The following is a 24032-nucleotide window of genomic DNA, read 5'->3' on the forward strand; positions in this document are numbered from 1 at the left end:
AGGGGGGGCGGTCTTGCCAATCCGGGGATGAGAACATAATAAGAACATATGTCCAAGATGAGTGTTCAAGACAAGCTCGCGATTCTGAGCGACGCGGCGAAATACGACGCCTCCTGCGCCTCCTCCGGGTCCAGCAAGCGCGACTCGCGCGATGGCAAGGGGCTGGGGTCGAACACCGGCGCGGGGATCTGCCATGCCTATGCGCCGGACGGGCGCTGCATCAGCCTGCTGAAGATCCTGATGACCAATTTCTGCATCTACGACTGCGCCTATTGCATCAACCGGGTGTCGTCGAATGTGCCGCGGGCGCGGTTCACCCCGGATGAGGTGGTCAAGCTGACGGTGGAGTTCTACCGGCGCAACTATATCGAGGGGCTGTTTCTGTCGTCGGGCATCATCCGCTCGCCCGATGCCACCATGTCGGACATGGTGCAGATCGCGCGCAAGCTGCGGGAGGAGGAGAATTTCCGCGGCTACATCCATCTGAAGACGATTCCCGACGCCGCGCGGGAGCTGATTGCCGAGGCCGGGCGGCTGGCGGACCGGCTGTCGATCAATGTGGAGCTGCCTACCGATGCCTCGGTGCGGCAGCACGCGCCGGAGAAGAAGCCGGAGCAGATCCGCAAGGCGATGGCCGATGTGCGGCTGCGCGGCGAGGCGGCCAAGGACCGCAGCCACACCGGCAGGCGGCCGCCGCGGTTTGCGCCTGCCGGACAGTCGACGCAGGTGATCGTGGGGGCCGATGGCTCCAGCGATGCGGTGATCCTGGGGCAGTCGACCCGGCTTTACGGCAGTTACGGGCTGCGCAGGGTCTATTACTCGGCGTTTTCGCCGATTCCCGATGCCTCGGCCCGGCTGCCGCTGGTCAGCCCGCCGCTGGTGCGGGAGCACCGGCTGTATCAGGCGGATTGGCTGCTGCGGTTTTACGGCTTCGGTGTGGAGGAGATCACCAGTGCGGCGCCGGACGGCAATCTGGATCTGGAGATCGACCCGAAGCTGGCCTGGGCGCTGGCGCACCGGGGGCTGTTTCCGCTGGATGTGAACCGGGCCAGCCGCGAGGAGCTGCTGCGGGTGCCGGGGTTCGGGGTGAGGACGGTGAACCGGATCCTCAGCACCCGGCGGCACCGCGCCCTGCGCTATGAAGACCTGCAGCGGATGGGGGCGCTGCTGAAGAAGGCGCGGCCCTTTATCACGGCTGTTGGCTGGACGCCGGGGGCGCTGGCGGACACCGCGGATCTGCGGGCGCGCTTTGCGCCGCCGCCCGAGCAGCTGAGCCTGTTCTGATGCAGGTGGTGAGCCTGCCCTCCATCGGCACCGCGGCCGCCTGGCGGGAGGCCGCGCGCGGTTACCTGAGCGCCGGGGTGCCGCCGGAGGATCTGCGCTGGCATTGCGGTTTGCAAGCGGAGGCGGGGCTGTTTGATACGGCTGCTGCGCCGCCTGCGCCGGCGCGTCTTGTGGCGGTGCCGCGGAGTTTCGTGAGCCTGGCCGAGAGTGTCGCCTGGCATTCGGATCCGGCGCGGTTTGACCGGCTTTATGCGTTCTTGTGGCGGCTGAAGGACGCGCCGCAGCTGATGAGCGACCGGGGCGATGCGCAGCTGGCGCAGCTGCGGCGGATGGAGAAAGCGGTGCACCGCTGCCAGCACAAGATGAAGGCCTTTGTCCGGTTCCGCGAGACCGGCAGCCCGGAGGCGGCGCGGCGCAGCTTTGCCGCCTGGTTCGAGCCGGAGCACCGCACGGTCGAACCCACGGCGCCGTTCTTTGCCCGCCGGTTCGGGGACATGGACTGGCGCATCCTGACGCCGGATGTCTGTGCCATCTTCGAAGGCGGCGTGCTGCGTTTTGAGCCGGGCGCGCCCAAGCCCGGCCTGCCGGAGGATGCGAGCGAGGGGCTGTGGCTCACCTATTTCCGAAACATCTTCAACCCGGCGCGGCTGAAGGTGAAGGCGATGCAGTCGGAGATGCCGAAGAAATACTGGCGCAACATGCCGGAGGCGGCGGCGATACCGGAGCTGATTGCCACCGCGCCCGCCCGGGCGCGGGCGATGGCGGAGGCGGCGCCGACGCTGCCGCCTGCCCGCACCGCGCGGGTCCAAGCCGCGGCAGAGCAGACCGCCACCGAACATTGGGCCGGGCCGCAGGACGGGCTGGCGGCGGCGCTGGCGGGCTGCACCCGCTGCCCGCTGCATTGCGCGGCGACCCAGGCGGTGCCGGGCGAGGGTCCGCAGGATGCGCCGCTGATGCTGGTGGGGGAGCAGCCGGGCGACCGCGAGGATTTGACCGGGCGGCCCTTCGTTGGCCCTGCCGGGCAGCTGCTGGATGAAGTCACCGCCGAAGCCGGGGTGGATCGCGAGGCGGTCTATCTCACTAATGCGGTGAAGCACTTCAAGTTCCGCCCCCAGGGCCGCCGCCGCCTGCATCAGCGCCCCGATGCGGGTGAGGTGCAGCGGTGCCAGTGGTGGCTGGATGCCGAAGTTAAACTGGTGCAGCCGCGGCTGATCGTGGCGATGGGGGCGACGGCGGCGCTGGCGTTGACCGGCAGTGGCGACAGGCTGATGGCGCGGCGCGGCACGGTGGAGAGTGGCCGTCAGGGGGTGCCGGTGCTGCTGACGCTGCACCCGGCGCATATTCTGCGCACGCCGGATCCTGAGGCCAAGACCCGCCTGCGCGGGCTGCTGCGCGGCGACCTGGCGGCGGCGCGGGAACGGGCCGGGCTGGCGGGGCAGGGGGCGGCTTAGGCGGCCTCGGCCGGGCGGACCTCGGGGAAGATGTCGATATCGCGCTCCTCGGCAATCCGGTTGCCAGCCGCAATGATCATCTCGCGCGCTTTACAGGCGATGTCCCAGGAGGTGTTCGGATCGGCGCAGGGCAGGGCGAACCAGACATCCTTGCCGAACACATCCTGCCCGGCCACCCGCACCTTGGCATCATCGGGATCGCCCAGCTCTTCCTTGTCCAGCTTGCTGACGATCTCGTCGAACGCCTCGCGCAGCGCGTCCACATCGGCGTTGTGGGCGCATTTGAGCTTGATGATGCGCAGCATCTTCGGCTCTTTCATCGTCCAGTTCTCAAACGGGGTGGAGATGAATTCCTCCACCGGTACGATGAGGCGGGTGCCGTCCCAGTCGCGCAGCTGCACATAGGTGAAGTTGATCCGCTCCACGTGGCAGAGGTAGTCGTTATAGACGATCCGGTCGCCGATTTTGGCGGACTGGTTCAGCGCGATCTGCAGCGAGGCGATGATGTTGCCCAGCACCCGCCGCGCGGCGAAGCCCAGGATCAGGGTCAGCGCCCCGGCAGTGCCCAGAATGGTAAAGCCGAGGTTCTGGAAGATGTTGCTTTGGCTCAGGAAAATACCGCCGCCGATCAGCACCGCGGCCACCACAAATGCGCGGCGGGCCGCTGCCAGCCGGGTGGCCATGGTTCGCTTGTGATCCTCCTGGCGCTGGGTCAGGTCGGTTTCGTCAAAGGAGGTGAGCCGGTCCAGAACCGCCTCGACGCTGTTGATGGCGAGCCACAGGCCGGAGCCTGCCAGCCCGAGCCAGGCCAGCGGCGGCAGGATGGTGCTGATCTGGCCGGAAAACACAAAGGCATAAGAGCCGATCGCCAGGGCCACCAGTGTTGCGCTGCCGATACTGGCGGGACCGCGGATCGACAGAAGGGTGTCAGTGACAACCTGGTGCGAGACCTTGCGGGCGGCCCAACCCGTGCCCTTCCACACCAGCCAGCCGGCGCCAGCCGAAAGCGCAAGCAGCAGCGGCAGGCCGAGAACCTCCCACCACTTGAAGCCGAAGGCGGCGTTTTCCTTGAGCGCGTCCGGCAGCATCTTTTCAAACCGGCCTGGCCCGAAGCGGGCGAACAGGTCCGGGATGTTGCCGACGGTCTGGCGGGAGAACACCCAGACAGCGGCGCCGTCCTCTGGTTTGATACGGTTCAGCCGTATCGCCACGGGGCGGTGATCCAGCTCCAGCGTCCACAGCAGCAACGACTTGCGCGGCTCCCCGGCCATGGCCCGATCGGAGGAGGCGCGCGCGTCCAGCGCATCGGGCCGGTCGAGGATGATATCCCAGTCGATCACCGTCTTGCGGCTGATCACGGTTTCCAGCTGCCGCGCCAGCCCGGTTCCGGCGGCCAGCTGTTGCGGTTCGGGGATGCCGGACAGGTCCAGCAGATGCGCCGCCTCGGCCCAGGCATCTTCGCGGGCGGCGGCAATCAGGCTTTCGATGGTGGCGCGGGGCGTTTCACGGCTGATCAGCGTGGAGGGCTGCGGCAGGCCGGTGTTAAGGCCGGAGGTGCAATACCAGCGGCTGCTGTCACAACCGGTCTTGTCCTGCGCCGCCAGCGGCGCAGCGAGCAGAAGCAGGGGAACCAGGAACCGCAGCAGCGTTTTTATCATGGCACGTCAACGCAGCGGGACGGTGTTTTGTTCCGGCTGGCGCAGAGGGATGAATGCAAGGGGGGCGCTCTGCCGCGTTCTATGATCTAAGGATCATAGGTTTTATTTATGATCTTGGCAGCATATTCTTGATTTATGATCCGCAGGGTATATTGACGAAATATGATCCAATGATCATACTTGCCGGAAAAGGAGCCGCATCATGGATCAGATTGCCCGCACCACCCAGGACATCGGCACCGTGCTGCGCAATGCGCGCAAGGCGCAGGGGCTGACACAAGGCGAGCTGGCCGCCCGCGCAGGCGTCTGGCAGCGCACGGTGTCGAATATCGAGACCAGCAGCAGCGGTGCCAAGCTGGAGACGGTGTTTGACCTGCTGGCGGCGCTTGACCTGGAACTCCACATCGTGCCGCGCAGCAAGATGAAACCGGGCGACTTGGAGGATATCTTCTGATGGGGCGCAAGCGCACCTATACGCCGCTGGATGTTTACATGAACGGCCGCAAGGCGGGGCAGTTCTTTCGCGATCCGGACGGGGCGTTTGCCTTTGTCTATGCGCCGGAGTGGCTGGCGTGGGAGAACACGCTGCCGGTGTCGCGCTCCTTGCCGCTGCGCCCGGACCGCTATGCGGGGCCGCCGGTGATTGCGGTGTTCGACAACCTGCTGCCCGACGATGACGCCATCCGCCGCCGGGTGGCCGAACGGGTCGGGGCGGACGGACTGGATGCCTACAGCCTGCTGGCGCGGATCGGGCGCGACTGCGTGGGGGCGCTGCAGTTCCTGCCTGAAGGCGAGCTGCCGCAGGACACAGGCACTCTGACGGGCACGCCGCTGAGCGACGGGGAGATTGCCGCGCTGCTGAGCGATCTGGGGCGGACGCCGCTGGGGATCCGGCGGGAGCGGGATTTCAGGATTTCGGTGGCGGGCGCGCAGGAGAAGACCGCGCTGCTGTTTGATGGCGGTGAATGGGTCGAGCCCTCAGGCACGACGCCAACGACGCATATTCTGAAACCTGCAATCGGCACCTTGCCCAATGGCATGGACCTGACCGACAGCATCGAGAACGAGCATTTCTGCCTGCGGCTGATGGCGGGGTTCGGCCTGCCGGTGGCGCGGACGGAGATTGCGGAGTTTGCGGGCACCAGGGCGCTGGTGATCGAACGCTTCGACCGGCTGCGGGCGCGCGACGGGCGGCTGCTGCGGCTGCCGCAGGAGGATTGCTGCCAGGCGCTGTCGGTGCCGCCGGCACGCAAGTACCAGAACGAGGGCGGCCCGGGCATCGTCGAGATCTGCGGCCTGTTGCAGGGCAGCGACGAGCCGCTGCGCGACCGGGCGCATTTCTTCAAGGCGGCGGTGCTGTTCTGGCTGATTGGTGCGACCGACGGCCATGCCAAGAACTTCAGCATTGCGCTGATGCCGGGCGGGCGGTTCTCGATGACGCCGCTGTATGACGTGCTGACCGTGCAGCCCTCGCTGGAGGCCGGGCAGCTGCAGGCCAAGGACATGAAGCTGGCGATGCGGGCGGGCAGGAACCGGCATTACCGGGTTTCCGACATCATGGGGCGGCATTTTGCCGAAACCGGGCTGGCGGCCGGATTTTCCCGCGCGCAGATCGCGGAGGCCTTTCACGAGATCAGTGCGCAGGGGGAGGCGGCGTTTGCCGCGGCGCTGGCGGAGATGCCGGAGGGGTTCCCCGACGCCTTGGCGGCGTCGGTGAAACGCGGATTTGATCAGCGGCTGCCCCGGCTGCTGAGCGCGCTGTGACGGGCCGTCGGCGGGCGGGCATCAAACGCCGCATGGCCAAAGGCGCGGCAGGTTCTGTAGCGTGAAACCGGCGGTTGACGCGGACAGTTGACAGCGGGGCCTGAAATCGGCTGCCGTTGACGGGGGCCAGAGGGCGGAACGCATGGCAGACACCGAACAGCATCGCAGCGGTCTGGCACTGACCGGGCTGACACAGCAGGAGGCAGAGGCCGCCCGCAGTGAATACGGCTGGAACGAGCTGCCGAGGGCCAAGCGGGCCGGGCCGCTGCGGGTGTTCCTGCGCCAGTTCAGCAATTTCCTGGTGGTGATCCTGATCGTGGCCGGGATCATCGCCTTCACCTTGGGCGAATACGCCGACACGCTGGCGATCGGGCTGGTGATCGCGCTCAATGGCGTGCTGGGGTTCGTGCAGGAATGGCGGGCGGAGACGGCGCTGGAGAGCCTGCGCAGCATGCTGTCGCCGCAGGCGCTGGTGCTGCGGGACGGGCGCGAGCGGATGATCGCGGCGCGGGAACTGGTGCCCGGCGATCTTGTCATTCTGGAGGCCGGCGCCCGGATCCCGGCAGATGCGACCCTGCAGGAAGCTGCCGGGCTGCGGGTGGATGAAAGCGCCCTGACCGGCGAGTCCGTGCCCATCGACAAGGCCCCCGGCGAGGAGTCCGCGGAGGTTTTTGCCGGAACCGTGGTAGCCGCGGGGCGGGCGCTGGCGGAGGTGACGGCCACCGGCGCGCATACCTCGTTCGGCAAAATCGCCTCGCTGACGGGATCGGTTGGCCTGAAGAAAACCAACCTCCAGGTGCAGTTGGGCCGCCTGGCCCGGCAGCTGGGGTTTGCCGCGCTGGCCATTGCCAGCGCCATTCTGGCGCTTGGGCTGTACATGGGGCGCGATACGGCGGAGATGTTCATGACCGGCCTGTCGCTGTCTGTGGCGATGGTGCCGGAAGGGCTGCCCGCGGTGGTCACCATCACCCTGGCGCTGGGGGCGGCGGCGATGGTGCGCCAGCAGGCGCTGGCCCGCCGTTTGCAGGCGGTGGAGACGCTGGGGGCGGCATCGGTGATCTGCACCGACAAGACCGGCACGCTGACGGAAAACAAGATGACGGTGACGCGGGTCTGGACGCTGGACCGGATCTATCAGGTCACGGGCACCGGCTATGACCCGGCCGGGCATATCGCCTTTGAGGGGGCTGTCATCGGTGCCCGGGACGATGCTGTTTTGGCGGAGGTTCTGGCGGCGGGGCTGACCTGCACCCACGCCAGCCTGCACCGCGAGGGCGATCACTGGGAGATGACCGGCGCCCCGACCGAGGGCGCGCTGGTCACCCTTGGCTACAAGGGATGGGCGAATCCGCCGCTGCCGGACGCTGTGGCGGCGGAAATCCCCTTCAGCAGCGAGCGCAAGCGGATGAGCGTGCTGGTGAAGACCAGCAGCGGGGCAAAGGTCTTTACCAAGGGCGCGCCGGAGCAGGTGCTGCGGATTTGCAGCCAGGTGATGACCCAGGACGGACCGCGCAGCCTGAGCGCCGGGGAGGCTGCGAGCATCACCGAAGCTTATGAAGCGATGGCGGGGGAGGGGCTGCGGGTGATCGGCCTTGCCGCCGGCGCGGCGGACGGCGGAACAATTGCCGAAGAGAACATGACCTTCCTGGGCCTGGCCGGGCTGATTGATCCTCCGCGGCCCGAGGTGCGGCCTGCGATTGATGCGGCCCGGTCTGCCGGAATCCGGGTCATCATGATCACCGGCGACAGCCCGCTGACCGCACAGGCCATCGCCGGCCAGCTGGGCCTGCCGCCCGCCAGGACGGTCACCGGCGATGAGCTGGAAGCGCTGGAAGACGAAGAACTGAGCCAGCTTCTGCAGGGGGAGGTGCTGTTTGCCCGTACCCGGCCTGCCCACAAGATGCGGATCGTGTCGGCGCTGCAGGCGCAGCATCAGATCGTGGCGATGACCGGCGACGGCGTGAATGACGCGCCGGCGCTCAAGAAGGCGGATATCGGCGTCTCGATGGGGGTGCGGGGGACCGATGTGGCCAAGGATGCCTCTGACCTGGTGCTGCTGGACGACAATTTCGCCACCATTGTGCGGGCCATCGGCGAGGGGCGGCGGCAATTCGGCAATGTGCGCAAGTTCGTGCGTTACCTGCTGTCTTCGAATGCCGGTGAAGTCATCGCCCTGCTGATCAACATCCTGATCGGCGGGCCGCTGATTTTCCTGGCGACCCAGATTTTGTGGATGAATCTGGTCACCGACGGGGTGACGGCGGTGGCGCTGGGGCTGGAGAAGGGCGAGCCGGACGAGATGGAGCACCCGCCGCGCAAGAAGGACACGCCGATCCTCGGGAAAGCCGGTTTGCTGACCATTCTGGCGCTGGGGCTTTATACCGGGCTGGCGAGCCTGTGGCTGTTTCTGCATCTTCTGGATGGCAACGAGGATCTGGCCCGCACCGCGGCCTTTACCGCGATGGTGATTTTCGAGAAGGCCAGCGTCTTTGCCTTCCGCTCGCTGCATCTGCCGTGCTGGCGGATCGGCTTTTTCACCAACCCGTTCCTGCTGGCCGCGCTTGCGGTGACCATCGGGGCGCAGGTGGCGGCAGTGTACTGGCCGCCGCTGCAGGTGCTGCTGCACACGGTTCCGCTGAGCGGTGAGCACTGGATGCTGATCGGCCTGCTGGTGCTGCCCATCCTGCTGGTGCCCGAGATCCTGAAGACGCTGCGCTATTTCGCCAGCCGCCGACTAGGGGGGAGGGCCGTCGCTCAGGCGTGAATGATTGGGGCCTGAATGACCGGGCGCCTGATTGATCGGGATCATGGCGTCCGCCCGCAGACCTGATCTACTCATTGGCGCGGTATGCATGCCCGCCTGCCGCGATCCATTTGCCGGAGGCCCGCCATGCAACGCAGAACCTCTCTTTTCGTGCTCAGCAGAGACACCAGCGATGCGGCGGTCACCGCCGCGGCTGAGGCAGCCCGGGATCAGGGTGCCTACCTGGCCTGCCTGCTGCTGGAGACTTTGCCTGCCCGGCCCTACTTCATGTCCGGCGCAACCGCCTTTGGCTCGGCGGCGATGCCGGCGGACTGGGTCGACCGGTTCGCGGAGTCGAAATCGGCCATAGAAGCCCGGGCCGCCGGAGTTAACGGGCTGCTGGCCCAGAGCGGGTGTGCCGGCGATGTTCACTATGCGGTATCTGCGGGAGCGGAAATCCGGCTGCTGTGCGCGCGGCGCGCAATGTCGTGCGACATTGCCCAGTTCGCCGAGGCTGTACGGGAGAAGGACGACGTCTTCCGGGAGGCGCTGCACGGTCTGTTGTTCCAGTCGCCGGTTCCGGTGATCGTGAACAGTTCTCCCTTTGCCAAGTACAACCGCATCTTTCTGGCGTGGAACAGCAGCCTGGCCGCCTCCCGCGCGGCGCATGCGGCGCTGCCCTGGATGCGCCACGCGCAGGAGGTCGTGATCGGGTGCTTCGACCCGGATCTGACCGATGAGCGGGACGGGGAAGACCCTGGGACGGACGCCGCGGCATGGCTCAGCCACCACGGCTGCACTGTGACGGTGTCGCAATTCGCCAGCGGCGGGCGGGATGTCGGCCCCGCCATCCAGGACCGCGCCCGCGAGGCCGGGGCGGATTTGGTAGTGATGGGTGCGTATGGCCATTCCCGCCTGCGCGAGGCGGTGTTTGGCGGCACCACCCGGACGATGATCGAACAGACGGAGCTGCCGGTTCTGTTTGCCCACTGATCCGGCTGCGCCGCCTTTGCCAGGCTTGGAAAGCCGCCGCTTGACCTTGCTCAAAGCGGCAGGGCGGCTGCGCTGGTAATCTGCCACGGGGGTAAGGCGATGCATCCGGATGAATCCCAGCAGGCAGAAGTTGTGGCCTTTCTGAGCGGCCCGTCAGCTTATGGTTATGACGCGCCCGTTGAAGTCGTCACAACGCATTCCGCGCATGTGTTTCTGACGGGCAGCCTGGCTTTCAAAATCAAGCGGGCGGTGCGCTACAGCTATCTGGATTTCTCGTCGCTGGACTCGCGCAAGGCTGTGCTGGAACGCGAGTTCGCCCTGAATGCCCCGGCAGCCCCCGGCATCTATGACCGGGTAATCGCGGTGACCCGCGAAGCGTCCGGAGAGCTGGCGCTGGACGGGGCCGGGGTTCCGGTCGAATACGCCTTGCGGATGCGCCGATTCCCGCGGGAGGCGGAATTGAGCGCCATTGCCGCCGCGGGCGGGCTGACCAATGATCTGGCCGGGCGGCTTGGCAGCGCAGTTGCCGCCTATCACGCGGATGCGGAGCGGCGCGCTGAGGATGGGGCGGTCCTGATCAGGGAGATCATTGACGAGCTGCGGGAGGCGTTTGACGGCATGGAGCCGGTGCTCGGCCGCGGCAGGGTGGCAGCGTTCCTGGACAAGGCCGAGCAGGTCTATGCGCAGATTGCCCCGCGCCTTACGGAGCGCTCAGCCGCGGGGTACGTGCGCAGGTGCCACGGCGATCTGCATCTGAGGAACCTTGTGCTGCTTGACGGCAGGCCGGTGCCCTTCGACGCGCTTGAATTCGATGAGCGGCTGGGCACGTGCGACGTTTTCTATGACTTTGGCTTTCTGCTCATGGATCTGCTGCACCGGGGCGCGGACAGGCAGGCGAACGCGGCCTTGAACAGCTATGTGCAGGGAGCCGGGGATTTTGGCGGGCTGGCGGCGCTGCCGCTGTTCATGAGCATCCGTGCGGCCATCCGGGCGATGGTCACGGTGCAGGGCATGGCGGGGCGCGAGTCTGATGCTGCCGCTGAGGAGGCCCGGAGTTATCTTGATCTGGCGCTGGCCTGCCTGGCACCGGTGCAGCCGCGGCTGGTGGCTGTCGGCGGTCCGTCGGGCACCGGCAAAACCACGATTGCGGCGCGTATTGCACCGTTGCTGCCACCGGTCCCCGGTGCGGTTCATCTGCGCAGCGATGTCGAGCGCAAGGCGCTGTTCGGTGCCGGCCCGCTGGAGCGGCTGCCGGCCGAAGGCTATCGCCCGGAAGTCACTGCGAAGGTTTACGCCCGGTTGCTGGACCTGGCGGAGCAGGCCATGCGGGCAGGGCACAGCGTCATCGCCGATGCGACCTTTCTGGAGGCAGATTACCGGGAGCAGGTCCGGGCGCTGGCTGTCCGGCTGGGGGTTCCGTTCGACGGGATCTGGCTGCATGGCGATGCAGCCACGCTGGAACGGCGTATCGCCGCCCGCACCAATGATGCCTCTGATGCGGACGCGGATGTTCTGCACGCGCAGCTGAAACGCACCGTCTCGCCCGCGGATTGGACACGGATCGCCTGCAGCGGCACCGCGGATGAGGTTGCCGGGCTGGTGCAGGCTGCCCTTAACCCGGACTGAACCGGGCAGGCGGCTGTGCGGCGGGAGGCGCGCCGCGGGGGCGGATAACTTCAATCAATGCAGCCCAAAGGCCGCGCGCGTAACCTTGAGCAACGACTGAGGAGGAACACGATGTACAAGAATGTCCTTGTGCCCATCGCACCGGACCACGGCGCCAACACTGCCGCTGCAATGGAGGCGGCCCGGCTGCTGGCAGGCAGCGACGGCAAGATTACCGCGCTGACCGTCGCAGAAGCCATTCCCGGCTATGTGGTGCAGCAATTGCCGGAGGGCCTGCTGGAACATACCCATGACGAGATGCTGGCATCGCTCAAGGCGGACCTTGGCGGGGTGAAAAACGTCAAGGCGGAAGTGGTGACTGGCCATGCCGGGCGCACGATTGTCGATTATGCCGATGCGCGCGGAGCGGATTGCATCGTCATCGCATCGCACCGGCCCGGGCTGCAGGATTATTTCCTAGGCTCGACGGCAGCGCGGGTGGTGCGTCACGCACAGTGCACCGTGGTTGTGATCCGCTAGCTGTCGTGCGCCACTGACCGCCGGAACAGCAGGAGGCTGGTAGCCAGAAGCACCGCGCCCAGCAGCGCCATCCACAGGAACTCCGGCCACACGGTTTCAAAGCCTGCGCCCTTGAAGACGATGGCTTGGCTTGCGGACATGTAATGGCGCGACGGCAGGATGACGGTGGCGGCCTGCAGCCATCCGGGCTGGCTTTCCACCGGGGTTTCGCCGCCGGACAGCATCAGCATCGGCAGGACAGTCAGCATTACCAGCAGCGCAAACTGGGCCATTGAACGCGCCACCGTCGCCAGAAACACCCCCAGCGCTGTTGCGGTGAACAGAAACAGCGCCGTGCCGCCGAGGAACAGTGTTTTGGACCCAGCGATGCTGATCTCGAGGAAGCCCTGCATGACAAAGGCCAGCGAGAGCGCCGCTGCAAAAAGCACCACTGCGGCGTTTGCCCAGATCTTAGCCACCGCAATGTCAAAGGGTGACAGCGGCATCGCGAGCAGGTGCTCGATCGTGCCGTGCTCGCGTTCGCGGATCATCGCGGCGCCGGTGAGGATCGTGGTCAGCCACATGATTTGGCCGATCAGCGCGTTGATGCCGGCGAAGCGCACGGTGTCGCGGTTCGGGTTGAAGGCGCTGCGGATGATGATGCCGAGGGTCTGAGGCTCAGCCAGATCCGCGCCGATGGCAAAGCGGCGGATCTCGGTGCTGAGGATGCTGGTGATGTAATGGACACCGATGCCGGCCTGTTCCATCGCAGTCGCGTCGATCAGCACCTGGATTTCCGGCGCACGCCCGGCGCGGACGTCCTTTTCGAACCCGGGCGGAACGGCGACCACGAACAGGAACCTCCCGGCATCCATCTGGGCCGCGCCGGTTCCCGGTTCGATTTGGACAACAGGCTGGAATTCCGGAGGAAAGAAGGCTTGGGCCAGCGTCCGGGACAGCGGTGAGTCGTCCTCGTCGGCAAAGGCGATGGAGGCATTGTTGACCGAGGTTGCAACGCCAGTGGCCTCCATCACCGGCGACAGGGTGAAGGACCAGACCAGGAGCGCCATCATCACCCAGTCGCGGCGCAGGCTCATCATCTCCTTGAGGCCCAGCCAGAATATGCAGGAGAGCCGTTGCATTTACTTCTCCTGCGCCCGGAGCGAGAGCGCGGCCAGCAGCGTGAAGACCGGCCCGAAGCAGGCCAGCGCCAGGATGTCCGGCAGCAGCGCCTCCCAGCCCAGGCCCTTGGTGAAGGCGCCGACGTTCAGGTGCAGAAAATAGGACGAGGGCCAGAGCGAGCCGATGGTCTGAGCGCCGCCTTCCAGCGTCGAGACCGGCTGCAACAGGCCTGAGAACTGGATCGTCGGCACCACCGACGCAATGGTAGTTGCAAAGGTCGCGGCCACCTGGCTGGAGGTCATCGTTGCAATCAGCATACCGTAGGAGGTGGTGGCCCACACATAAAGAAGCGCGCCGATTGCCAAGGGCACGGGGTCGCCCTTGAGCGGGACCCCGAAGACCGCGATGATCATCGCGGTGAGAAGCAGGAAGTTCGCATAGGCGACAGCGATATAAGGGATTTGCTTACCGATCAGGAATTCGAGCCGGGTCGTCGGGGTCACGTAGAAATTCGTGACCGATCCCAGCTCCTTTTCCCGCGCGACGCTGACCGCCATCAGCACCGCGGGCAGCATGATCAGCAGGATCGCGGGCATGGCCGGAGCCATGGCGGCGATGCTCTCAAAGCTTTGATTGTAGCGGAACCGGGGCTCTATCCGGGCGGTTTCGGCCTCGCGGGCACCGCTGGCGGCGGCCTGGGCGTTTAGAAAGGTTTGATGCAGCCCGGCGGCATAGCTCTCAACCGTCTCGCCCTTGAAGGGAATGGCGCCGTCCACAACCGCCAGAACCTCGGCCGGTTCGCCAGCGCGCAGCTTGCGGCCGAAATCGGGCGGCAGTTCTACGACCAGCGAGACCTCGCCCGAGACCAGCCGGCTGCGGCCTTCGGCTGCGCTGGCCAGCGGCGGGGTTGGCCTGAAATACCTCGATCCGGAAATTTCAGAAAGATAAGCGCGGCTTTCGGGGGTCTGCGACAGATCCAGGGCCGCAAAGTCCAGTTCCTCAATATCGAGCGTGATCCCGAAGCAGAACACCAGCATCAGGATGATCGAGCCGAGAAAGGCAAAGGCGAGGCGCACGCGGTCGCGCAGCACTTCGACCGTTTCACGCCGCGCATAGGCCAGCGCGCGGGAGAGGCCGCCGCCCGCACTGCGGCTTCCGGCTCCGGTGACGGTTTCCGGTGCGGCCACCGGGGCAGGGGGGTCTGCGGCCTTGAGGATGGAAATGAACGCCTCCTCCAGGCTGCCTGCCGCCTCCGAGGCCATCAATTGCCCTGGCGTCCCCTCCGCCAGAACCTTGCCTGCGTGCATGAAGGAGACCCGGTCGCAGCGTTCTGCTTCGCCCATGAAGTGGGTGGAGACAAAGATCGTCACCCCCTCGTCGCGGGAAAGTTCGAGCAGCAGTGCCCAGAACATGTCGCGCGCCTCCGGGTCCACGCCGGAGGTCGGCTCGTCCAGGATCAGCACGCGCGGGCGGTGGATCACGGCAACCGCCAGCGACAGCCGCTGCTTGATGCCAAGCGGCAGGGCGGCGGCCAGGGTGCTGCTGTGCTCCGTCAGGCCGAACCGCTGGATCAGTTCGCCGACCCGGGCTTCCCGGTCCGCGATCCCGAAGATGCGGGCATGGAGCTGCAGGTTCTGATCAACGGTCAGTTCGCCATAGAGCGAGAACGCCTGGCTCATGTACCCGATCTCGCGGCGCATCGCGCGGTTGCGGGCATCCACCGGTTTGCCGAACAGCTGCGCCGCGCCGGAACTGATGGGCAAGAGGCCGGTCAGCATCTTCATGGTTGTGGATTTGCCGCAGCCGTTGGAGCCCAGAAAGCCGAAGATCTCGCCCCGGCCGATCGTGAAGTCGACGCGGTCGACGGCAACGAAATCGCCAAAGCGGCGTGTCAGCCCGCGGGCGGTGATGACCGGGTCCGTGCTGGTCCGGTGAGCGGGTGTTTCGTCCTGAACGGGGTGCGGACGGCCGCCTGCCCGCAGCTGCCGGTAGGCGGTTTCCAGATCAGGGGCCGCGCCTTTCAATTCGTCCGGGGGGCCTTGGAACAGAGCGCGCCCGGCGTCCATGGCGACGATCCAGTCAAAGCTCTGGGCCTCTTCCATATAGGCTGTGGAGACCAGCACGGAGAGGCCAGGGCTTTGCGCGCGGATGGCGTTGATCAGTGCCCAGAACTGGCGGCGCGACAGCGGATCGACGCCTGTGGTCGGCTCGTCCAGAACCAGCAGCTTGGGGTCATGGATCAGGGCGCAGCAAAGTCCCAGCTTCTGTTTCATGCCGCCCGACAGCCTGCCCATCAGCCGGTCTTCAAAAGGGGCGAGTCCGGTTGCGGACAACAGCGCCGCGATCCGGGATTCGCGTTCCTCCGGCCCCTGCCCGAAGAGCCGTGAGAAGAATTCCAGGTTTTCGCGCACGGACAGTTCCGGATAGAGGTTGCGGCCGAGGCCCTGCGGCATGAAGGCGATCGCAGAGCATATGCGGCGCCGGTGCGCTGGGTCGCTGATAGGCCCGCCAAGCACATCTATCGAGCCTTCCTGCAGCTTCTTGGCACCGGTGATCAGGCCCAGAAGGGTCGACTTGCCGACCCCGTCCGGCCCGATGAATCCGGCGAGCCGGCCCGGAGGCAGATCCAGCGAAAGCGCGTCCAGCGCGGTATGCTTGCGGTAGCGGTGCGTGACCTCCGCGACGCGGATTGCGGGGATGCCAGCCCCGGCCGTCATTCGAACAGCTCAGGCGGGATGCGGCGTTCCAGTGCTTCGGGCCATGGGTTATCCGGGTCCAGCCGGATAACGGCGATACCGCGCAGGCCGGTCTTCACATGTTCGATCCGCGCCTCGACCAGATCCTGCGGGATGCGGACGCGGACACGGAAGACCAGCTGCTCCCGTTCGCTCAGCGTCTCCACCTGCTTGGGGGTGAACTGGGCCTCGGGAGAAACAAATGTGACGGTTGCGGGGATGGCATAGTCCGGCAAGGCGTCGAGCACGATGCGGGCGTCGGCGCCGATCGGCAGGAGGCCTGCCTCGCGTGCGGGCAGGAACACATCCATATAGATGTTTTCGAGGCTGAGCAGCGTCAGGATCGGCCCGCCTGCGCCGACGACTTCGCCCGGCTCCGCCAGCCGGTAGAGCACGCGGCCCGGCATCGGTGCGGTGAGAGTGCTGTCTTCGATCTGCGCCGCTATGCGGCGGACCTCCGCCTCAGCCGCTGCAATCCCGGCCTCTGCCGTTGCGACCCGCGCCCGGGCAGCCCCCAGCACCGCCTCGGCGACCTGATGCGCGGTATCGCGTTCCTCAAAGACCGTCTCGGAGATGTTATGCCCGGCCAGCAAGGCGGTCGCACGCTCCAGCTCATGCTCGGCGCGGAGGTGTTCGCTCTGGCGCTGGACCACCAGCGCCTCCGCTTCGGCCTTGGTCTGGCGCGCCAAGGCGGCTTCGGCTTTTGCACGGTCATACGCGGCGGAAAGCTCGTCGGTGTCCATTACCACCAGCACGTCGCCTGATGCGGCCAGGCTGCCTTCGGCGGCAAGAACCTGCGCGACCCTGCCGGCCCTGGCGGGTGCAATCTCCACCTGCTCGGCCTCGATCCGGCCATTTCCCTGCACGAAGCCGTCCGGCAAGTCCCCGCTGCCATCTGAAACGAACAAGTACATTGCGGCGGCCACTAGCAGGACGGCTGCTGCGGCAAATACCGCGCCTGTCTTCCTTTGCATGGCCAAGCACCCGGTCATTTACAACATTTGACAAGCGTATTCGGATCAGCGGCGGTATGCCTTGCTCTGAATCAACATGGTGCCATTTGGCAGCGGCGGTCGCAGGAGCCTTCTGTCTTAGCCTGTGCTGAACACTGCAACTCCGTGCGATCTGAAACATGCCGGACTGGCCAAAGGCGGTCGCTTTGCTGGAGCGCCCCTTCTTTACGCCGCATTCGGTTCGGCGCGTGCCCGCTCAGCACGTCAGGCCATGCCGGAGGCTGCTTGCAGGTCCTGCGGCCTGCCATATAACGCGCGCCATGCCTGCAAAGATTTTTTCGATGGAGGCGCGGGAGGATGGCGGTGCCCGGCTCGCGCTCAACTACAAGCACGCCGGGCGCAGCGGCATCCAGCGCATTTCCTGTGATCTGCCGCAGGCGGGCCTATTGCAGCTGGTGCTTTTCGCGGAAGCCCTCAGCCTGCGTATGCGCTTCGGGCATCCGGTTGCTTCGGATGTGTCAATTGATGGGCTGGTGATGGCCTATGATCCATCGCAGCAGGACATCCATGTCGAGCGGCAGGCGGGTTATTCCAGGCAGACGGCGCGCATGCCGATTGAGGCGTTTCACTCCGAAATGGCGGGAATGGCTGACGTCTGCATTGGCCGGGCAGAGGCGTCAAAGCACGGGCCAGCCCTGAAGCACCTGCTGGCGGAATGCCCAGCACCGGCAGAGCTTGAAAGCCGGTTTGGGCAGGATGCGGCAGATCTGGCCATGCATCAGCTTAGGGAAATTGCATTGCTGCTGCTGGCGCAGGACGCTTCCGCCCGCGGGTCCGCGCTGGCCCGCAAACTGCGCGGGAAGAAATCGCAGGATCAAGCCCGGGAGGCGGTCAGCGGCCTTGTGCTGGAGCTTGCCGCGGAACTCGTTCCGGTTTCCGTATCAACCTGAACGGCCTTGGCGGCCGCCTTTTGAGCTTTGCTTGCGGGGCGCCCCTGCCGCAGAAGCGCCCCGCATGATTTAGATGCTGCCAGCGCTCATTTCGCGGGCAATATGGTCCGCTTGCCGGATGGCCAGAGCGACAATTGTCAGGGTCGGGTTCTCTGCCGCTCCGGTGGTGAATTGCGATCCGTCCGAGATGAAGAGGTTTGCGATGTCGTGGGTTTGCCCCCACTTGTTCACAACGCCGTCTTCCGGCTTTTCCGACATACGGTTGGTGCCGAGGTTGTGGGTCGAAGGATAGGGCGGTGTCGGGAACGTGCGTGTGGCACCGACCGCCTCATAAACTGCCTGGCCCTGCTTATAGGCATGGTTGCGCATAGCGACATCGTTGGGATGGTCGTCGAAGTGGACGTTCGCAACCGGCAGTCCCCACTGGTCCTTGACATCAGTGTTCAACGTCACGCGGTTAGTAGCCTGGGGCATGTCTTCGCCCACGATCCACATGCCGGCCATGTTTTCGTACATGTCCAGTGCTGAGGTGAATTCCCGCCCCCAGGCGCCGGGATTGAGGAATGCAGCCATAAAAGGCAGGCCGAGGCTCAGTGTTTCCAGTTCATACCCGCCAACAAACCCGCGGGAAGGGTCGTGCCGCGCTTCGTCCTGGATGATGCCGGCCATGGTGGTGCCGCGCCACATTTTGACAGGCTTGTCGAACACCCCGTAAACCGATCCGGTCATGTGCCGCATATAGTTGCGCCCCACCTGGCCGGAGGAGTTGGCAAGCCCATCGGGGAACATGCTGGACGCCGAGTTCAGCAGAAGCCGCGGGCTCTCGAAGGAGTTGCCTGCTACACTGACAATTCTTGCCTTCTGAAGATGCAGATTGCCTTCCGCGTCAAAGTACTCGACACCGGTGGCCTTGCCTGCCTCATTGTGCAGAACGCGGGCGACGTGCGACTGCGGCCGTACCTCCAGATTGCCGGTTGCCTCGCCTTCGGGAATGTCCACATAGCCCGCCGACCATTTGGCGCCCCACTTGCAGCCCTGAAAGCAGAAGCCGGTTTGCTGGCACATCGTCTTGTCGCGGTTTTCATCGGAAGTGATCGCCATGCGGCCGGTGTGAACGTTCTTGTACCCCAGCGCTTGGGCGCCCTTTTCGAAGACGCGGTAATTGTTGTTGCCAGGCAGACCCGGCCTGTCGCCGGTGCGGGTCACGCCCAGCTTGTCTTCCGCCTTGGTGTACCACGGGTCCATTTCCGCCGCATCAATCGGCCAGTCCAGCAGTGTCGCGCCTTCAACTTCGCCATAGGTCGTGCGCGCTTTCCACTCGTGCTCCTGAAACCGCAGGCTGGCCCCGGCCCAGTGCTGGGTGGTGCCGCCGACGGATTTCACGATCCAGGCCGGCAGCCCGGAAAAGTCCTTTGAAACACGCCAGTCGCCGCTGGTTGTGCGCGGGTCCAGCCAGGCCAGCTGGCCGAAGCTTTCCCATTCGTCGTTTATGAAATCTTCCGGCAGGTGGCGGCCGCCGGCCTCCAGGGCTACGACGCTTACGCCTTTCCGGGCCAGCTCATTTGCAAGAACGCCGCCGCCTGCGCCGGTGCCGATTATGACGACCACGTTATCGTCATTCAGATCAAAAGGTGCTGCCATAGTTTCAGTCCTCCTCTATGGCTCACAGCCAGTTGATGTCGTTGAAGCCGCGGTCGATGTAGCCGCCATGTTCGAAGGACGCCCCTTCGTATCCGAAGATCGGCCAAACCGCTTTCTGGTTATAAAGCCCGGTCACCAGCCCGCCGCGGATCTTCTGGAAGAAGCTGTCTTCTTCGATGCTGCGGAGAATGGCGGCGCGGTCGCGCTCCCATCCGATGGCCAGATAGCTGTCGTGCCCTGCCGCCCGGGCGGCGTCATTCAGCCTGGCAATCCCTGCCTCGACTTCCGCTGCCATTTCAGCGTTGTCATAGCCTTTGACCGCTGTTGCATAGAATTGGTCGCCCACTTTGTCGTGCGGATAGATATCCCGCGCCATCTGCACCAAGGCTGCCATGCTTTCCGGTTTCAGTGACACGGTTTCCACCGCCCAGGCAGCATCGCTGGCGGCCAGAAACCCTGACCCCACAACCAGCGTGGCGCTGGCGGCCGTGGCTCGCTTGAGCAGCTGCCGCCGGGACAGCTCTCTCGGGCTAGCAGTTTCGGACATGAACGTTCCTCCCTTTCTTGAATTACTGGTATCTGCCGCCGCGCTGGAGCACTTCGATTTGGTACCCGTCAGGATCGGCAACGAAGAAAAAGCGCGCCACGACCTCCCCGCCGGGCGCGAATTCAACGAGTTTTCTTGGATTGAGGCCTTCCGCCTCGAAGCGTGCATGTTCAGCTTCAAGATCGCTGACTGAAACCGCCAAGTGGCCGTATCCGTTGCCTAGTTCATAGGGCTCGGTCTGGTCCTTGTTTATCGTCAGCTCCAGTTCGAAACTGCTTTCTGCGTTGCTGAGATAAACCAGGGTGAAGCCCGGAAAGTCGAGCCTGTCTGCAACCGTCAGGCCAAATGCGGTTTCGTAGAACGCAAGCGACCGCGCCTCATCAAGGACACGGATCATCGAGTGAATTGCCTTCGCCAATTTCTTTCCCCATTTCTAAGTTCTGGGAAAAGACTAGGAGCCAGGCATTCATCCAGGGTAGTATACGCATACTACCAGCGCATTTATTCCTGTGTCGAAATCAGCGCGTCATTCTGCGGCCATCGGCAGGGTGTGCCGGTCCGTGGACATTTCAATGAACTTCAGACACGCGCAGCGCAGCAGCGACGTGAAGTTTTTCGGTTCTCCGCGCTGTTCCAGCACCTCGGCATGCAGGGTGGAGATGAACACCGGGGTCGAAACGCCATCTCTCGCGGCGATCTCGTCGAGAATATCCCAGAACGCATTTTCCAGCCTGATGCTGGTGCTTTGGCCGTTCAGCCGCAAGCGGCGTGTGCGGGTTGCGTAGCGCTCAGGATCTTGTCCGGCGAAGACTTGGCACATGGTCATTCCTCCCTTGCGAGCTGTGCGAAACCTGACGGGAAAAACAGGGGCCGTGGCACCGCTCACCCGTAATTCGTATAAGAATGGCGGTTTTTTGTCGATCCTCGCGGCCGGCACCAGGCGGCAAGCCCGAATCCCGTGGGTAAATCCGAGTGATTGAATGACCGTGTTTTCGATTGCGCGCGGGAACTGGCACAACGCGGCCGGTGCCTGTGCGTTCTTTTCGGAACATCGGCGCAACCAAGGTGAAACGGGTCTGCACCTCACGGTCTCCAGGCTGGCCGGAAGCCTACCGGGTTATCAAATCACTGGCTTTTTCCCCGATCATGATGGCAGGCGCGTTGGTATTGCCCGAAACGATTTCCGGCATGATTGAGCAATCGGCTACCCGCAGCCCCCGCACGCCGTGCACCTGCAAACCGGCGTCCACCACCGCATCCGCGCCCTGGCCCATTTTGCAGGTTCCTGTCGGATGGTAGATCGAAACGGAATTGCTGCGCGCCCAGTCCAGCGTGCCGTCATAGTCGTCCATCTCCAGGCTGGATTGAGGCCGGAACTCTTCGGCTATTTTGGAGGACAAGGGGCTGTGACGGGCAATCCGCCGGGCGATTTTCACACCGTCCACTATGGTCCGGCAATCGGTTTCAGCCGATAGGTAGTTGGGTATGATCTTAGGATAGCTTTTCGGGTCCGGTCCGTTCAGCTGGATTTCACCGCGGCTTTCGGGGCGCAGCTGGCAAACCGACATTGTGAAGGCTGAGAAAGGGTGGACACCCTCGCCAGGGCTGTCCGCTGACCAAGGCTGAACGTGGAACTGAATATCAGGCGTGGCCACATCAGGCCGGGTTTTCATGAAGCCGGTGGCCAGGCTCGCGGCCATTGTCATCGGCCCGGCCCGGAACAGGGCGTATTTCAATGCAATCCGCATCTGATTGAACAGGCTGCGCACCTCATCGTTCAGCGTCGGCTCGTTGCATTTGTAAACCAGCCGCGCCTGCAGATGGTCCTGCAAGCCCTGGCCCACGCCTGGCAAATCGACCAGAGGTTCAATTCCATTGGCCTTCAGTTGTTCTGCCGGGCCGATCCCCGACAGCATCAGAGTTTGCGGCGAGTTGATCGCACCAGCAGACAGAATGACTTCCTTGCGCGCGGTGATGGTCTGCCGCTGGCCTGCCTTGTCCAGATAAGTGACGCCCGTCACCTGGCGTCGGTCGAGATTGATCTTTTCCACCAGGGCATGGGTGATGATCTGCAAGTTGGCCCGGCTCCGGGCCGGCTTTAGAAATGCCACAGCGGCGCTGCAGCGGCGCCCGTTGCGGGTGGTCAGCTGGAAGTAGCCGACGCCCTCCTGCCTGGCGCCATTGTAGTCCGGGTTGAAGGGATAACCCGCCTCCTGCGCCGCGGCGACCCAGGCATCGCAAATGGGGCGCTGGATACGCATGTTGGAGACTGCCAGCGGTCCGCCGGTGCCGTGAAACTCATCGGCGCCGCGCTCCTGATCCTCGGAGCGCTTGAACAGCGGCAGCACATCCTCCCAGCCCCAGCCTTCATTGCCCATCTGGCGCCAGCGGTCGTAGTCCTCCTTTTGGCCGCGCACATAGAGAAGCCCGTTCAGCGAGGATGACCCGCCCAGAACTTTGCCCCGCGGCCAGTCGATCGAACGGCCATTGAGACCCGGATCCGGCTCCGTCTTGTAGCACCAGTCCACCGATGGGTTGTGCATGGTCTTGAAGTAGCCGACCGGTATGTGAATCCAGGGGTTTATGTCCCGTCCGCCGGCCTCCAGCAGCACCACTTTGTTGCGCGGATCCGCACTCAGCCGGTTTGCAACAACACAGCCGGACGACCCTGCGCCGATGACGATGAAATCCGCGTCCAAATCCATCCCTCCCGATCCCTCGATGAAAAAACTTCTATACAGGATGCGTAAATTGGTCTAGCTTTTTTTGATACGAAACGTCTCAATAATTGATCTTAGGGAGGAAAATTATGGGGCTGACCAACAAATTGAGCCGGATTTCGCGGCGGGATCTGTTCCGTGTTGCAGGGACTTACGGGATGAGTTCGACCCTGCTGGCTGCGGGGGGCTTTGGCGGTGCGATGAGCCTGGCGAATCTCGCTTCGGCGGCGGAATCGACTTATGAAAAGCGCTATGCCAAGCCCGCCAAGCACACGCTGAAGTTCGGTGCCTCGGGCTTTAACGCGCGCAACCTGCTGATCGAACGGGCAGGGGCGCTGGAGTTTGCCCGAGATCTTGAAGCCCGCACTGACGGCGAGATCCGCATCGAGTTTATCGGCGACAACCAGATTTGCGGCCAGCTGAGCTGTGTGGAGAAAACCCAGCAGGGCATTGTCGATATCTACGCGGCTTCGACCCAGAACTCGGCTGGTGGCGCCCCTTACCTGAACGTGCTGGACTATGCTTTCATGTTCCCGGGGCGCGCGTCGCAGTATCATTTCCTCTATCACCCCAAAAGCCAGGAAATCCTGCGAGATCCGCTGGAAAAGCGGCACGGGCTGAAATTCCTGTTCAGCCATTGCGAGCTGCGGGGCATCCAGCTGGGCCTGAAATACAAGGACCAGCCGACAGTGACTAAGCTGGAACAGCTGTTCGGCACCAAGAACCGCGTCACCGGCACCCAGCTGGGCCGGATCGCCATGAACGCCCTGAACCTGAACCCGGTGCCTGTGGCCTGGGAGGAAACCCTCGACGGGCTGAAGCAGGGCTTGATCGACGGTGCAGAGACATGGGCCTCCGCCGTGGCCTATGCCAACATGGCGCCGGTGGTCTCGCAGTCGGTTGACCTCAAGTTCTTCTGCGGCACCGAGCATACCTCGATGTCGGCCAAGGTCTTTGACGGGCTTGAAGGCTACCTGCAGGACGCGGTGATGGAGAGTGCGTATTGGGCGCAGGCCCATGTGCAGGCCGCAAACGAGGCTGCGCTGGTCAAGACCGTCGGGTTCAGCGATCCGCAGCTGCCGGGAACGGTTTTTGCAGAACACGGCGTGCGCCCTGCCTTCCTGCCGGACAGCGAAATCCGCATGGCAGAGGAAATGTGTTCACCGGAGTTCCAGCCGCAGCTGTGGGAACAGTGGCGCGACCGCCTGAACAAATGGGCCGGCGGCATCGACACCTATCAGGAAATCTACAACATCGCGCGCGAAGTCGACAAAGACATGAAGCCCGAGAACGTGGAACCGCGCCGCTGGTGGAAGGGCTGAACAGGCCCGGATTTCGAGCAGCGGG

Annotated in this window: 19 protein-coding genes; 10 read left to right on the forward strand and 9 right to left on the reverse strand. The window is 64.6% G+C overall.

Annotation, left to right across the window (positions count from 1 at the left end; translation table 11 throughout):
* Positions 1 to 48 precede the first annotated feature (48 nt).
* On the forward strand, positions 49 to 1284 hold the full coding sequence (locus tag AC5STI_RS19520) for a putative DNA modification/repair radical SAM protein (protein ID WP_495447929.1): 1236 nt from the start codon (positions 49 to 51) through the stop codon (positions 1282 to 1284).
* Positions 1284 to 2735: a UdgX family uracil-DNA binding protein gene (locus tag AC5STI_RS19525; protein ID WP_495447930.1), complete on the forward strand. Its 1452-nt coding sequence runs from the start codon at positions 1284 to 1286 to the stop codon at positions 2733 to 2735. Before AC5STI_RS19520 ends, AC5STI_RS19525 begins: the two co-directional genes overlap by 1 nt.
* On the opposite strand, the gene AC5STI_RS19530 is transcribed toward AC5STI_RS19525, so the two are convergent.
* Entirely contained in the window at positions 2732 to 4393 is a 1662-nt protein-coding gene (locus AC5STI_RS19530) for a mechanosensitive ion channel family protein (RefSeq protein ID WP_495447931.1), read from the reverse strand. The genes AC5STI_RS19525 and AC5STI_RS19530 overlap by 4 nt on opposite strands.
* Before the next feature lie 202 nt (positions 4394 to 4595).
* Between AC5STI_RS19530 and AC5STI_RS19535 the strand changes: the two genes are divergently transcribed.
* The 6 genes from AC5STI_RS19535 (at position 4596) to AC5STI_RS19560 (ending at position 12038) form a co-directional block, all read left to right on the forward strand.
* Entirely contained in the window at positions 4596 to 4847 is a 252-nt protein-coding gene (locus AC5STI_RS19535; RefSeq protein ID WP_475046291.1) for a helix-turn-helix domain-containing protein, read from the forward strand.
* On the forward strand, positions 4847 to 6157 hold the full coding sequence (locus AC5STI_RS19540) for a type II toxin-antitoxin system HipA family toxin (RefSeq protein ID WP_495447932.1): 1311 nt from the start codon (positions 4847 to 4849) through the stop codon (positions 6155 to 6157). The genes AC5STI_RS19535 and AC5STI_RS19540 overlap by 1 nt, the downstream gene beginning before the upstream one ends.
* A gap of 142 nt (positions 6158 to 6299) precedes the next feature.
* Positions 6300 to 8921: a cation-translocating P-type ATPase gene (locus AC5STI_RS19545; RefSeq protein ID WP_495447933.1), complete on the forward strand. Its 2622-nt coding sequence runs from the start codon at positions 6300 to 6302 to the stop codon at positions 8919 to 8921.
* Positions 8922 to 9047: 126 nt separating this feature from the next.
* A complete protein-coding gene (locus AC5STI_RS19550) occupies positions 9048 to 9893 on the forward strand; it encodes a universal stress protein (RefSeq protein ID WP_495447934.1) in 846 nt (281 codons plus the stop codon).
* Positions 9894 to 9992: 99 nt separating this feature from the next.
* The gene (locus AC5STI_RS19555) at positions 9993 to 11519 is read left to right on the forward strand and encodes a bifunctional aminoglycoside phosphotransferase/ATP-binding protein (protein ID WP_495447935.1); all 1527 of its coding nucleotides are present in this window, start codon (positions 9993 to 9995) and stop codon (positions 11517 to 11519) included.
* Positions 11520 to 11630: 111 nt separating this feature from the next.
* Complete coding sequence (locus tag AC5STI_RS19560) at positions 11631 to 12038, forward strand: universal stress protein (protein ID WP_475046284.1); 408 nt, start codon at positions 11631 to 11633, stop codon at positions 12036 to 12038.
* Here AC5STI_RS19560 and AC5STI_RS19565 read toward each other — a convergent pair.
* From AC5STI_RS19565 to AC5STI_RS19575, 3 genes are read right to left on the reverse strand one after another with little or no spacing between them, the layout of a single operon-like run.
* Positions 12035 to 13159, reverse strand: coding sequence for an ABC transporter permease (locus AC5STI_RS19565; protein WP_495447936.1), 1125 nt, complete (start codon positions 13157 to 13159; stop codon positions 12035 to 12037). The genes AC5STI_RS19560 and AC5STI_RS19565 overlap by 4 nt on opposite strands.
* A complete protein-coding gene (gene rbbA / locus AC5STI_RS19570; protein WP_495447937.1) occupies positions 13160 to 15856 on the reverse strand; it encodes a ribosome-associated ATPase/putative transporter RbbA in 2697 nt (898 codons plus the stop codon).
* Positions 15853 to 16788: an HlyD family secretion protein gene (locus tag AC5STI_RS19575; protein ID WP_495447938.1), complete on the reverse strand. Its 936-nt coding sequence runs from the start codon at positions 16786 to 16788 to the stop codon at positions 15853 to 15855. The genes rbbA and AC5STI_RS19575 overlap by 4 nt, the downstream gene beginning before the upstream one ends.
* 359 nt (positions 16789 to 17147) lie before the next feature.
* Here AC5STI_RS19575 and AC5STI_RS19580 point away from each other — a divergent pair, with 359 nt between their 5' ends.
* Positions 17148 to 17777 (forward strand): hypothetical protein, encoded by a 630-nt coding sequence (locus AC5STI_RS19580; RefSeq protein ID WP_495447939.1) that lies wholly within the window; start codon positions 17148 to 17150, stop codon positions 17775 to 17777.
* A gap of 69 nt (positions 17778 to 17846) precedes the next feature.
* Here the strand turns inward: AC5STI_RS19580 and AC5STI_RS19585 are convergent, their stop codons facing one another.
* From AC5STI_RS19585 to AC5STI_RS19605, 5 genes are all read right to left on the reverse strand, one after another.
* A complete protein-coding gene (locus AC5STI_RS19585) occupies positions 17847 to 19418 on the reverse strand; it encodes a GMC family oxidoreductase (RefSeq protein ID WP_495447940.1) in 1572 nt (523 codons plus the stop codon).
* 22 nt (positions 19419 to 19440) lie between these two features.
* Positions 19441 to 19965 (reverse strand): twin-arginine translocation signal domain-containing protein, encoded by a 525-nt coding sequence (locus AC5STI_RS19590; RefSeq protein ID WP_495447941.1) that lies wholly within the window; start codon positions 19963 to 19965, stop codon positions 19441 to 19443.
* A 22-nt stretch (positions 19966 to 19987) separates the two neighbouring features.
* Entirely contained in the window at positions 19988 to 20383 is a 396-nt protein-coding gene (locus AC5STI_RS19595) for a VOC family protein (RefSeq protein WP_495447942.1), read from the reverse strand.
* A 108-nt stretch (positions 20384 to 20491) separates the two neighbouring features.
* Positions 20492 to 20785, reverse strand: coding sequence for a ribbon-helix-helix domain-containing protein (locus AC5STI_RS19600; protein ID WP_495447968.1), 294 nt, complete (start codon positions 20783 to 20785; stop codon positions 20492 to 20494).
* 289 nt (positions 20786 to 21074) lie between these two features.
* Complete coding sequence (locus tag AC5STI_RS19605; protein ID WP_495447943.1) at positions 21075 to 22670, reverse strand: GMC family oxidoreductase; 1596 nt, start codon at positions 22668 to 22670, stop codon at positions 21075 to 21077.
* A 104-nt stretch (positions 22671 to 22774) separates the two neighbouring features.
* On the opposite strand from AC5STI_RS19605, the gene AC5STI_RS19610 reads away from it, so the two are divergent.
* Positions 22775 to 24007: a TRAP transporter substrate-binding protein gene (locus tag AC5STI_RS19610; RefSeq protein ID WP_475046268.1), complete on the forward strand. Its 1233-nt coding sequence runs from the start codon at positions 22775 to 22777 to the stop codon at positions 24005 to 24007.
* The last annotated feature ends 25 nt before the right edge of the window (positions 24008 to 24032 follow it).

It is taken from the genome of Leisingera sp. CC-HEC096 (assembly GCF_059429235.1).